Genomic DNA, 12,135 nt, shown 5'->3' on the forward strand with positions numbered 1-12,135 from the left:
GGGACGTCACGCCATGCGGACCACGACCGGCACCTCGGGGGCCCGGCGGCCGGCGGCGCGGCGGGCCTCGCCGGGGGTCGGCCCGGTGGCCAGGACCCGGCCCCCGCCGACCGCGAACCACATGCCGTCGGGCAGGTCCTGCGGCACGGGAACCGCGAGAGCGGCCGTCAACTCCGGTGCGGGAGGCGTCCGTTCGCTCCGGGGCCGGGCGTGGACCGCGGCGCCGGCGCGCCAGTCGAGCGTGCTGCGTTCCCCCGCGTACCTGCGGGTCCACAGCCAGTACTGCGCCACGATGAGCGGCCCGAGGACCGTCAGGAGCGGGAAGCCCGCGGTCAGCGAGCCGATCGCGAACAGCAGGCTCACCACGCCCGTGACGGCGACGCCGACGACCGCCGCGGTCAGCCCCGCGCGGCGCCCGAACGCACGGGTCGCGACCAGGGGGAAGAGGATGAGGAGCAGAAGGTCGCCGAGCCCGATGGCCACGGGTTCCGCTCCGCCGGTCAGCGCGAACAGGGGCGCGAACGGACGGCCCTGCACCTGGGTCACGAAGTCGAGGGTGACCCGGGTCAGGGTGGTCGCGACCAGGTCGTAGCAGGTCAGCACCGCCGCGAACGCGGCCACGTGCACGGGCCGCATCCCACTCTGCGCCCAGAGGTTGGCCACGCCCACCACGGCCACGGCGAGCAGGACGTCCGTACAGACGCGCACCGCGCCGGGACGGCCGGCGAGCGCGAGGGCCACGGTGAGGGCCGTCGCGCCGAGGGCGAGGAGCCAGGACCGGCGGCCGCCGCAGACGGGTGCGAGGGTGAACTGCACGGCAAGGCCGAGCACGAGGCCGAACAGGGCGGAGACGGCCGCACCCGGCAGGGAGAGGTAGAGCAGCGGCGCCAGGACCACGCCGACGCTGAGCACGACGATGTCACCGGCGGCGTACACCCCTACGGGCGGCCGGGGCATCCGGACCCGCGCGAAGTAGCCGGCCGCGCCCGCGATGAGCGCGGCCGCGCAGGCGCTCAGGGCGACAAGGGCGAGGGGGTTCATACGCCGCTCCCGGTCCGGGAGCCGGCCGTGCGGGCCGACTCGAAGGTGTGCTCGCGCAGGTCGGCGCGGAGCGGTGCGGTGGGCGGAAGGTCGGCGCGGTCGTCGTGCAGGACGATGGCGGCCAGCGGCAGCCCTGCGGCGGTGGCGCGGTCCTCCAGCCGGCCGAGCAGACCGGCCGCGGGCAGGGCCCGCACGAGAAGGTGCAGATGGACGCCGCCGCCCGGCTCCTCGGTGAGGGTGTACCGGGCGGGCAGCGGCACCTGCGGCTCCGCCTCGATCAGGTCGAGCAGGGCCCGGGTGGGCAGTTCGGCGCTGCGCGGCCCGCTCCAGCGGCCCAGGACCGCCGACGTGGCGGGCATGTGGGCCAGTTCGCAGCCGGGCTCGGCGTCGGGGATGCGGACGAGGTCCCCGGTGGCGTAGCGAAGGAGAAGGGTGCATTCGCGGTAGGGGACGTACGGGGTGTGCACGATCATGCCCGTCGCGCCGGGCGGTGTCGGCTCCCAGGTGAGGGGGTCGAGCACCTCCATGTGGCCGAACTCGCTGGTGTGGTGCAGGTGTCCGGCCCTACAGGGGGTGGCTCCTGACGGCAGGGTCTCGGTCATCAGGTACGAGGTGGAGACGGGCGCGCCGAAAACCGCCTCGGCCCTCTCGCTCAGCGGTGTGGACAGCACCTCGCCGCCGACCCCGATGCTTTCCAGGCCGAAGTCGGCGGCTCGCCAGCCGCCGCTCTCGGCGAGTTGCACGAGGGCCGCGAGGTAGGAGGCCGAGGCCGTGAGGTGGGTGATCTGCGGGGACTTGCCGGGCAGTCCGAGCGGCGCGGCGAGGCGGTCGAGGGCGACGGAGGGGTCGACCGTGCCGAACTGGACGAAGGAGGCACCGACCCGGGTCGCCGACTCGGCCGCGTTGAGCAGGGGCAGGGTGGCACGCGAGCAGCCCGCGTAGGCGAGGGTGTGACGGGGGCGCAGGCCGAGGCCGAGGGCCGCCGAGATCGTGCTGAGCGCGATGGTGGTGTCGAGTTCGGCGCGCGAGTACCAGACCGCGGTGGGTGTGCCGCTGGTGCCGGTGGTCAGGGCCATCAGGGCGGGGACGGCCGCGGACGAGACGAACGCGGTCGGCATGGACCGCAGCGCCTTCTTGGGCGTGACCGGTACACGGGCGAAGGATTGAGCGTCCAACTCATCGGGGCTCAGCCCGAGTTCGCCGAACACCTGTTGGTAGTACGCGGTGTGCCGGACGGCGGCGCGGGCGGTGGCGCGCAGGCTGCGCCGGGTGACGGTGAGACGGACGTCGGGGTCGATCTGCGCGGCCTGGCCGGACTGGCCCGGCAGGAGCGCCGAATCCGCCCCGGGTTCACCGAACTCGGCGAGGGTGGCGACCAGGTCACGGGCGATCCGCTCCAGGTCCTGCGGGCGGATCCGGCGGTTGCGCAGGATCGCCATGCCGTAGCGGAGTTGACTCAGGGCGGTGCCGAACACGGGGCCTCCTGGCCTGGACCGGACAGTGTGTCGCCCGGCCCAGGCCGGGGCCGGGGCCGCGGGAGATCAGGCCATGTGCGCGAACATCGCGGCGGTGAGCGTGCTCAGTGCGTACTTGAGGTAGTGCTTGACCATGTGTCGGTTCCTCCCTCGTCGGGCGGCGGCTCGGTGCCGGCCACGTCCAGCGGTGCTGAGCTTCCGGTCGGATCGGCCGGTGAGCAGCGGCAGTCTAGGGACGTTGGGGAGAGCTTCACCAGATGTCGTGACCACTTAATGTTCACGACTTTCACGCATCGACTTCACATCGGCCGGGCATCGGACGCCGCCCCTTCGCGATGCCCGCGCGACGCCTGCGCGGCACCTCCGCAGCCCCTTCGCGGCCCCTTCGCGGCCGGAATTATGGCCTCCACCACACCCACCGGAAGCGCCTCGTGGTGAGGTGGCCCCATGCGTACACGCCCTTCTTTCCTGCCTGTTCTCGCGGTGGCCGGCCTCCTGCTCACGGCCTGCGGGACGGAGCACACCGGCACCGGGAGCGCCGGCGCGCCCGCGCCGGCGTCCGGAGCGGTCGACGACGCGGGCAAGGACGGCGCGCGGATCACCTCGCTCACCCTGCCGTGGCGCTCCCCCGCGCCGGACGGCAGCGCTTCGTCCCCCGCCGCGGATCCGGCGGGCACATCGGGGCTCCCCCTCGACGACCCCACCAAGGACTCGGGGATCGTCGCCACTTTCGCCGTCACCAACACGGGTACGCGGAGCCTGACGTACTCGGTGGCCGTCACGTTCATGAGCGGCGACGGCGGGGCGATGGCCGGGGGAACCGCGACCGTGCGCGACGTCGGTCCGGGAAAGACCGTGAACGGCTCGGTGCGGGCCGGGCATCTGCCGCCCTCCACACCGCGGATCACCCGGGCCAAGGTCTCCCGGGTGACCAAGGTCCCCGCGGGCGAGGCGCCGGCGGCGCCCGGCGCGTGCCCCGCCTCCGGCATCCGGGTCAGCTCCGACGAGGGCGACGCGGCCATGGGGCTGCGCATCGTCGGCCTGCATCTCGACAACTGCGGGACCCGCGACTACACCGTCGAGGGCTATCCGCTCCTGGAGCTCCTGGACGGCGATCTCAAGGCCGTCGACGGCATCACGATCCTGCGCGGCAGCGGCGGGATCACCACCGGTGCCGGGCCGGACGAGAGGCCCCGGCGGGTCACGCTCAAGCCCGGCGAGTCGGCGATCTCCTCGTTGGTGTGGCGCAACACCACCGAGGCCGGCACCCCCGTGAACGTGCCCTATGTGCGGGTCCGCGCCAAGACGGGGGCCGGCCCGGTCGTGGTGACCCCGGATCTCGACCTCGGCACCACAGGGCAGCTCGGCGTGAAGCCGTGGACCAGGGCGAAGCCGGCGGGCGCGGGGGCCGGCCGGCCGTGACCCGCTGCGGCCCGGTCAGTGACTGCGTCGGCGCCCGTGGCGGGGTCGCGCGGTGTGGCCGAAGCCGAAGGCGAGAAGGACGGCCATGATGAGCGGCGGCAGCGAAAGCATTGCGAGCGTCATGCACCGCGCCTGCCCGCTGCGCGGGCGCTGACGCTCTTCTCACCCGCTCGGCCCAACGCGCGGAACGCCCCTGGACGGGCCCGGCCAAGGCGTGGAGCGGATGTCGGCCGTTTCGCGCCCGGAGTTGCGGTAGCTGTGACGGCCCGTTTGTGGCGGGGTTGGAGGCAGGGATACGGCTTCGCATCCGGATGCCGACCTCTCCCCCGACAGTCAGGAGTGATCCGCATGAGCACTGGTGACATGTTCAACCGCCCGGAGGGGCTCAAGGGCCTGGTGGCCTACGACCCCGAAGGAGAGAAGATCGGCGGTGTCGAACAGGTCTACCTCGCCGACGACTCGGGCCGCCCGGAATGGGTGACGGTCAAGACGGGTCTGTTCGGCACCAAGGAGTCCTTCGTACCGCTGGCGGGCGCCCGCCAGGACAGCGAGGCTCTGCATGTCGCGTACCCCAAGAGCCTGGTCAAGGACGCCCCGCGCATGGACGCCGAGGAGCACCTGGACGTGGACGCGGAGCGTGAGCTCTACCGCCACTACGGCGTCGACGGCCACGGCACGCGCACGCCGGGCCCCGGCGGGGCCGCCGGAAGCGTCGACGTACCCGGGAACGCGACCGGCACCGACGTCCACGGCCGGTACGCCGAGGACGGGGAGTCCATCGTCCGCTCCGAGGAGCGGCTGCGCGTCGGCACCGAGAACGAGCAGGTGGGCCGTGCGCGGTTGCGCAAGGTCGTGGTGACCGAGGACGTGTCGACGACCGTTCCGGTCAGCCACGAGGAGGTCCGGGTCGTGCGCGAGCCGATCCGCGAGGGCGACCGGGCGCGTGCCGACATCGGCGAGGCGGAGACGGAAGTCACGCTCCACGCCGAGCGGCCCGTGGTGCGCAAGGAAGCCGTTCCGGTCGAGCGGGTGCGCCTGGAGACGGAGAAGGTCACCGAGCAGCAAGAGGTGAGCGACACCGTCCGCAAGGAGCAGATCCAGTACGACGACGCGACCCGCAAGGACGAGCGCCGTCGCGGTGACGGGCGGGGCGACAGGGGTCGCCGCTGACCCGGCCGCGGTTGTCCGTCGCCGCCCGCCGTCCCGGGTGACCCCGGGACGGCGGGCGGCGTCACGTGTTCGCCCCGCGCGCGGCCCGGTGAACCGGCCCGCGCGGCCCTTCAGCCGGTCGGTTCGTCCGGTATGGGATGGCCGGGACGCCTGCTGCCGGAGTGCGGGGCGCCGCGGCGGCCCGTGCCCGCCTCGTCGGTGTCGGGGATCTCCGGATCCGGCTTGTCGCCGTGCCCGCCGCTCTCGGCGTGGCCGGCGGCGTCCCAGGGGTCGCCCTCGGCGCCGGCCTGCTGGTCCGGCAGATCGTGGGGTACGGGCTCGGGAACGGGCGCTCCTGCGTCTCCCGGCCCCTCGGGCCTGCGGTCGCTCACGGTGGGGTGCTCGCTTTCGGTCGGAAACGGGTGCCCCGTCGCGTACCCCGCGCGGGCTGCTGTTCACCCCATTCGTCGGACCCGGGCCATACCGATCCTCTACGGTACGAACAGGCCGCTGCTCACCGCGGTCCGTACGGAGGAGGAATCCTGTGCTGTCTCGCTACGGCCCCCAGAACGCTCCCGCGGGCGACGTGGGCACAGCGCTGATGATGATCGACTCCCGGCTCAAGGGCATCCACAACAACACGGCCGGTGGCGACGCTCAACAGCGGGCGCTGACAAAGCAGTTCAACGCCTCGCTCAGCCCGGAGGCCGTCGATGACGTGCTGGACGGCACCTGCACCCTGATCTACATGTTCATGACGTGGCTGCGCCAGGCCCACGAGGAGCACGACAAGGACGTCATCGAGTACGTCGTGCCCAACCTGGTGGCCTCGATGCGGATGATGCCCAAGAGCATCAGGCCCGAGGCCATCCCCACCATGGCCGCCCTGGTCATCGCCGCGAGCACCGGCCTGAGCCCGAATCTGTGGCGCAAGCAGTACGGGGACTGGACGGACGCGGAGATGACCCCGCTGGAGGCCACCGCGTTCCTCCTCGCGGAACACATCAACCGCATCACCGACGACCCCGACTTCGCCACCCGCCTGATCGCCGAAGCCCTGCCGTCGTCGGACGACTTCTAGGCACGGCGCCCATCCGGGCCCGGCCTCCCGGGCCCTTCGGTCGGGTCCTTCGGTTCCTCCGCGTTCTCCGGGGTTCTCCGCGTTCTCCGGCGTTCCCCGGGGTTCTCCGCCGCGTTCTCCGGCGTTCCCCGGGGTTTCTGACATCGCCGGGCTTCCGGGCCCCTCATCGCACGCCGGCCCACTCCTGGCGGCGAACTGCCCTTCAGCCGTGCCGAGTTGGCGGCGCGCCGCCGAACGCGCGGCAGTTCCTCACTCGCGTCCCCGCTCCACCGTGCCGGCGATCCGCCCTGCCGGATAGGGAAACCCCTCGCCCTGCGCACAGTGCCTGTCCGGCACTCGCGCGGTCGCGGACACTCGTGCGTCGACGCGGCTCCTCCCCGAGCCGCGTTATCCGCACCCCCCGCACGTGTCCGCCGCCTTCCTCACGCGCTCTGTGCACCAGCGGCGGCATCCCCCGTGCACGACGCGAAAGGAACCCCCACTCCTATGGAGATACGAAGAGCCGGGAGACTCTTGACGGCCGCGCTGGCCTGCGTGTCCGTGTCCGCGATCGCCCTGCCCGCCGCCACCGCGGCGCCCGTACCGCGGCCCGCGCCCACGCCCGCCGGCCCCGGGGCCTTCGCCGCGGCTCCCTACACCGCCGACCCGGCGCCCGCCGTCCGCAGCCGCGTCGTGGACGCCGCGCAGAAGGCGCTCGCGGCCCACGCCGGGGCCGCCCACAAGGCCGACGGGGACGCGTTCACGGTCCGCAACCTGGTGGTCGACCACGACGGTTCCGCAGCCGTCCGCTTCGACCGCACGTACAAGGGGCTTCCCGCGTACGGCGGCGACGTCATCGTGCATCTGAAGAAGGACGGCGCGTACCAGTCGCTCGCCACCGGCTCGCAGACCTCGGGGGCGGTCTCCACCGAGCCCCAACTGGCCGCGTCCAGCGCCGTGAAGGTGTCCAGGGCCGCGTTCAGGGGCAGCGTCGGTTCCGTGTCCGACGCACACCTGGCGGTCCAGATGCAGGGCGCCGACGCCACCCTGGTCTGGGAAACCGTGGTCAGCGGCGAACGCCCGGACCGCACACCGAGCCGCCTGCACGTTTTGGTGGACGCCCGTACCGGCAAGGTCGTACGGACCAGTGACGAGGTGAGCACGTTCGCGGCCGAGGGGGCAGCGAACGGCGGCGTCACCTCGAAGGTCGGTGCGGCGGCGCAGGCCGCCGCACCGACGGTCGCCGGCACCGGCCAGTCGATCTACAGCGGCCGCGTCTCCCTCGACGTCACCCAGAGCGGCAGCGGCTACTCGATGCAGGACCCCTCGCACGGCAGCGGCTACACGACCAACCTCAACCACGCCACCAGCGGCACCGGTTCGGTCTTCACCAGTTCGAGCGGCACCTTCGGCAACGGCTCCACCAGCGACCCCGCGTCGGCCGGCGCGGACGCGCACTACGGCGCGGCTGAGACGTTCGACTACTACAAGAACGTGCAGGGACGCAACGGCATCTTCGGCGACGGCCGGGGCGTTCCGTCGCGGACGCACTACGGCAACGCGTACGTGAACGCGTTCTGGGACGGCACGCAGATGACGTACGGCGACGGGCAGAGCAACGCGCGTCCGCTGGTCGAACTCGACGTCGCGGGACACGAGATGAGCCACGGCGTGAGCGGCGCCCTCACCGGCTGGGACGAGACCGGCGAGACCGGCGGCATGAACGAGGGCACCAGCGACATCTTCGGCACGATGGTCGAGTTCTACGCCAACAACCCGGTCGACAAGCCCGACTACACCATGGGCGAGCTCATCAACATCAACGGCGACAACAAGCCGCTGCGCTACATGTACAACCCGTCGCTCGACGGCTCGTCGCCCAACTGCTGGAACAGCGGCAACGGCAGCCTCGACCCGCACTACTCGATGGGTCCGCTGAACCACTGGTTCTTCCTCGCGGCCGTCGGCAGCGGTGACCACGGTTACGGCAACAGCCCCACCTGCAACAGCTCCACGGTGACCGGCATCGGCAACGACAAGGCCGCCAAGATCTGGTACAAGGCGCTCGCTTCCTACGCCAACAGCAGTGAGAACTACCACCAGGCGCGGACCGACTCGCTGAAGGCCGCCGCCGATCTGTACGGCACGCACTGCGCCGAGTACAACACCATCGACGCCGCCTGGGCGGCGGTCAGCGTCACCGGCGCCGACCCCGTTCCCGGCAGCTGCACCAGCCAGCCGGGCGCGCCCTCGGTGACCAACCCGGGCAGTCAGAGCGGCACCGTCGGCACCGCGGCCTCCCTCCAGATCCAGGCGAGCGACCCCGGCGGCGAGACCCTCACCTACAGTGCGACCGGCCTGCCCGCCGGCCTGTCGATCAACGCCTCAACCGGGCTGGTCACCGGCACTCCGACCACCGCCGGCACCTCCTCCGTGACCGTCACGGCGAAGAACACCGACAACGCGACCGGCACGGCCTCCTTCACCTGGACCATCAGCGGCGGCGGCAACCCGCCGCAGGGCTGCGGCACCATCCCGGCCTGGAGCGCGAGCTCCAGTTACGTGCCGGGTGACCAGGTCGCGTACAACGGCCACAAGTGGTCCTCCCAGTGGTACTCGACCGGCGCCGAGCCGGGCGCGGCCGGATCCTGGGCGGTCTGGAAGGACGCGGGCGCCTGCTGACCGGGGCGGCCGGCCTCGCCTTCTGAACGACTTCAACTCGCCCATACGAACGGGCCGTTGGTCAGCCGACCGACGGCCCGGTCGGCATGTCCGCGACCGGCCCGCAACCGCACCGCCGGCCGCGGCGCGAGCCGCCGCCGGATCGTCGATTGGTCTTGACCTTTCGGCGAGCACGGTCCTACATTCGGCGCGGCAGCACGAATGACCGGTTCACGCCCGGTGTCACAGGCGTGAACGAGGCTGTGTCCGGGAGGGCTTGCGATGACCGAGCCGACCACCCTGCCGACGAGCCCCCCGCCGCGCGCCGTCGAGCGCACCACCATCGGTGCGACCGCGCGCTCCCAACTGGCGCACGGCGGTGGTGTCCTGCTGACGGGCCCGGCCGGCATCGGCAGGACCACGCTGGTGTCGCAGCTCGTCGCGGAGCTGCGCGGCCGCGGCCACCGGATCCTGCGCTGCTCGCCCTCCCCCGCCGACGAGCACACCCCGTACCTCGGACTCATCGACCTCCTGGCCGACCTCGGCGACCATGCCTTCGCCGCTCTGGCCCCGCACGAACGGGCGGTCCTGGACAGGGCGCTCCTGCGCAGCGCGGAGCCCGCGCGCGACGAACCGGGGGCGCGGAACGGTACAGCGGGCGGGCGTGACGCGCTCGTCCTGCGGATCGCCGTCCGCAAGGTCCTCGCCCTGCTGTGCGGCGCCGGCCCGCTCCTCCTGGTCGTGGACGACGCCCAGTGGCTCGACCGGCCCACCGCGGACATCCTCACCCACCTTGCCCGCAGGGCCGATCCGGGCATGTCGGTCCTGGCCACCGTGCGCTCCGGCGAGGGTCCCGAATCCTTCGCGGCCGGCCTGGGCGACCGCGGCGGCGTACTGGACCTGTGTCCGCGGCCGGCCCGCCGGATCCCCGTGCCGCCCATGACCGCCCACGAGGTGGCTGAGCTCCTTGAGCGGCACGATCAGCCCTCCTGGCCCGGCCGGCTCGTCGCGCGCCTGCACGAGGCGAGCGGCGGCAACCCCCGCGCCGCCCTGGAACTCAGCTCCGCCCTCGACGAGCGCGTACGCCTTGAGGGTGCGGAGCTGCCCGACCCCGCCGAGCCCCTGCCCGTCCCGCACTCCTTGCGCCGGCCGATCCTGGACCGGATCGGAGCGCTGCCCGACCGGGCCCGCCGCACCCTGGTCGTCGCGGGCGTCGCCGTGCGCCCCACGGTGCAGCTGCTGCGGCGCGCGGGCCGCACGCACGCCCCGTGCGACCTGGACGCCTGCGTACGGCAGGGGCTCATCGGCGGCCTCGCCGCCTCGGACCACGCGACCATCAGGTTCCTGGATCCGCTGACGCCGATGGTGCTGCGGGCCGAAACGCCGTACGAGCAGGTGCTGGACGCCCATCGGGCGCTGGCCGATGCCTCCGACGACCCCGTCGAGCGTGCCCACCACATCGCCCGGCTCGCCGCGGGCCCCGACCCGGTCGTGGCGGGCCGTCTGGCCGCCGCGGCCACGGCGGCGCGGCGCCGCGGCGCCCCCGGGACGGCGGCGAGACTGGGCCGCCTGGCCGCCGAGTACACACCCGCGGGACAGACGGACGTCGACATCGACCGCAGGCTCACCGCGGCGCAGGACGCCATCGAAGCCGGCGACCTCGGCTTCGCCCGGCAGCTCGCGCACGAGGTACTGGGCGACGCCCGGCGGGCCGCCGACCGCGTCAGCGCCTGGAACGTGGTGATCGACTCGTGCGGGCAGGCAATGGCCGAGATCTCCGACGTCTTCCCCGAGGCACTGCGCGACGCCGCGGGAGACCCCGGGCTGCTGGCCCAGCTGCACTACCGGATGAGCTGGCGGGCGTGGATGGTCGGCGGCTCCGCCGCACGCGCCCACGTCCACGCCGTGCGCGCCGCGGGCCTCGCCGCACGGACCGGCGACCGGCGCACCGAGCTCATGGCGCTGACCCAGCGGGCCGCGCTGGAACTCTTCCTCGGGCTCCCGCAGGCGGAAGCGACACTGGCGGCCGCGCTCGCCGCACCGCACGACACGCACGCCATGACGCATCACAACGGGCCGCTCTACCTCAAGCACCGATTCCATCTGGTCCGCGACGAGTTGGACGAGGCGAGAAGCGAACTGCGCACCTTGGTGTACCGGCTGCGCCAGCGGGGCTCCGCGGACAGTCTGAGTCAGTGCCTCATCGGTCTCGCGCAGGTCGAGATCGAGCGCGGACGATGTCGGCCCGCCCTCACCATCGCCCGGCAGAGCCTGCGGATCACCGAAGAGGCGGGCCTGAGCCAGGGGCCCGCCTGGTACGCGGTCGCGCTCGCCGAGACGGCCGGCGGCAGCCTGAGCCGGGCCCTCGCCGCGGCCGAGGCGGCGGAACGGCACAGCGAGGACGACAACGACCGGCTCTTCCTGCCGCGTGCCCTGCACGCCGCCGGAAGGATCGCACTGTTCGCGGGACAGTACGAGCGGGCCGCCGAACTCCTGCGGCGGACAGGCGAGTTGGAGACCGCGCAGGGGCAGCAGGACCCGGCGACCCGGCGGTGGCACGCCGACCTCGCGGAGGCTCTGGCGGCCGTCGGCGCACCGGACGAGGCGGAGGCCGTCCTCCTGGCGGGACGCCGCAAGGCCGCACAGCTGGGCCGGCCCGGCGTCCTTGCCACCCTGGACCGGGCGGAGGCGGCCATCGATGTGGCACGCGGCCGGCCCGCCCGCGCGGCAGGCACGTTGGAACACGCGGCGACCCGCCTGCGCACCATCGGGTATCCCCTGGAGGAGGCCCGCACCAGGGTCGCCCTGGGCCGGGTCCGGCGCCTGCTCGGCGACGAACCCGCCGCCCGCGCCGCCTTCTCCGGCGCGCTGCGCGTCTTCACGATGGCCGACGCACGGCCCTGGGTCGCGACGACACGGGCCGAGCGCGACCGCGCGGAGGACGGCAGAACCCGCGTCCCCGAGGGCGGCTCCTGGTCGGACCACCTCACGTCGACCGAGCGCAGTGTCGTGACCCGTGTCGCCCAGGGCGCCACCAACCGGGAGATCGCGGCCGGTCTCGTCGTCAGTGTGAAGACGGTGGAGGCGGCCCTCACCCGCGCCTACCGCAAGCTGGGCGCCAAGTCGCGTGTGGACATCACCCGCATGGTGATGGCACAGCCCACGGCTTAGTCCGGGCCGGCCGACGGGCGCGCGCCCCGGCGGGCCGGCCGGACCGCGCGCCCGCTCCCGTACGATTCCGGAACGGGCGGGGCCGTAGCGCAGAGGTCGACGCGCGCGGTCTCCAAAACCGCGAGGACGCCGGTTCGAATCCGGCCGGCTCCGCCC

8 protein-coding genes and 1 tRNA gene are annotated in these 12,135 nt (G+C 73.3%); 6 read left to right on the forward strand and 3 right to left on the reverse strand.

The features are described 5' to 3' along the window. Nucleotides 1-6: 6 nt before the first annotated feature. Nucleotides 7-1,041 (reverse strand): hypothetical protein, encoded by a 1,035-nt coding sequence (locus OG432_RS01240; protein WP_328306787.1) that lies wholly within the window; start codon nt 1,039-1,041, stop codon nt 7-9. Continuing rightward, a complete protein-coding gene (locus OG432_RS01245) occupies nt 1,038-2,516 on the reverse strand; it encodes a phenylacetate--CoA ligase family protein (protein ID WP_328306789.1) in 1,479 nt (492 codons plus the stop codon). The genes OG432_RS01240 and OG432_RS01245 overlap by 4 nt, the downstream gene beginning before the upstream one ends. A gap of 447 nt (nt 2,517-2,963) precedes the next feature. Here OG432_RS01245 and OG432_RS01250 point away from each other — a divergent pair, with 447 nt between their 5' ends. Beyond that, a complete protein-coding gene (locus OG432_RS01250; RefSeq protein ID WP_328306791.1) occupies nt 2,964-3,938 on the forward strand; it encodes a DUF4232 domain-containing protein in 975 nt (324 codons plus the stop codon). Nucleotides 3,939-4,286: 348 nt separating this feature from the next. Beyond that, nucleotides 4,287-5,108 carry a PRC and DUF2382 domain-containing protein gene (locus OG432_RS01255; protein WP_328306793.1) on the forward strand — a complete coding sequence of 274 codons (822 nt, stop codon included), beginning with the start codon at nt 4,287-4,289 and terminating at the stop codon, nt 5,106-5,108. Between the two features lie 110 nt (nt 5,109-5,218). On the opposite strand, the gene OG432_RS01260 is transcribed toward OG432_RS01255, so the two are convergent. After that, on the reverse strand, nt 5,219-5,479 hold the full coding sequence (locus OG432_RS01260; RefSeq protein WP_328306795.1) for a hypothetical protein: 261 nt from the start codon (nt 5,477-5,479) through the stop codon (nt 5,219-5,221). Nucleotides 5,480-5,631: 152 nt separating this feature from the next. Here OG432_RS01260 and OG432_RS01265 point away from each other — a divergent pair, with 152 nt between their 5' ends. The 4 genes from OG432_RS01265 to OG432_RS01280 all read left to right on the forward strand — a co-directional run bounded on the left by OG432_RS01265 (nt 5,632) and on the right by OG432_RS01280 (nt 12,132). Beyond that, the gene (locus OG432_RS01265; RefSeq protein WP_328306797.1) at nt 5,632-6,168 is read left to right on the forward strand and encodes a hypothetical protein; all 537 of its coding nucleotides are present in this window, start codon (nt 5,632-5,634) and stop codon (nt 6,166-6,168) included. Nucleotides 6,169-6,654: 486 nt separating this feature from the next. After that, nucleotides 6,655-8,829 carry a M4 family metallopeptidase gene (locus tag OG432_RS01270; RefSeq protein WP_328306799.1) on the forward strand — a complete coding sequence of 725 codons (2,175 nt, stop codon included), beginning with the start codon at nt 6,655-6,657 and terminating at the stop codon, nt 8,827-8,829. A gap of 261 nt (nt 8,830-9,090) precedes the next feature. Beyond that, on the forward strand, nt 9,091-11,979 hold the full coding sequence (locus tag OG432_RS01275; protein ID WP_328306801.1) for a helix-turn-helix transcriptional regulator: 2,889 nt from the start codon (nt 9,091-9,093) through the stop codon (nt 11,977-11,979). 78 nt (nt 11,980-12,057) lie between these two features. Next, nucleotides 12,058-12,132: transfer RNA gene (locus tag OG432_RS01280), tRNA-Trp, on the forward strand. Nucleotides 12,133-12,135 lie beyond the last annotated feature (3 nt).

Source organism: Streptomyces sp. NBC_00442 (assembly GCF_036014195.1).
Classification (GTDB): Bacteria; Actinomycetota; Actinomycetes; order Streptomycetales; family Streptomycetaceae; genus Streptomyces.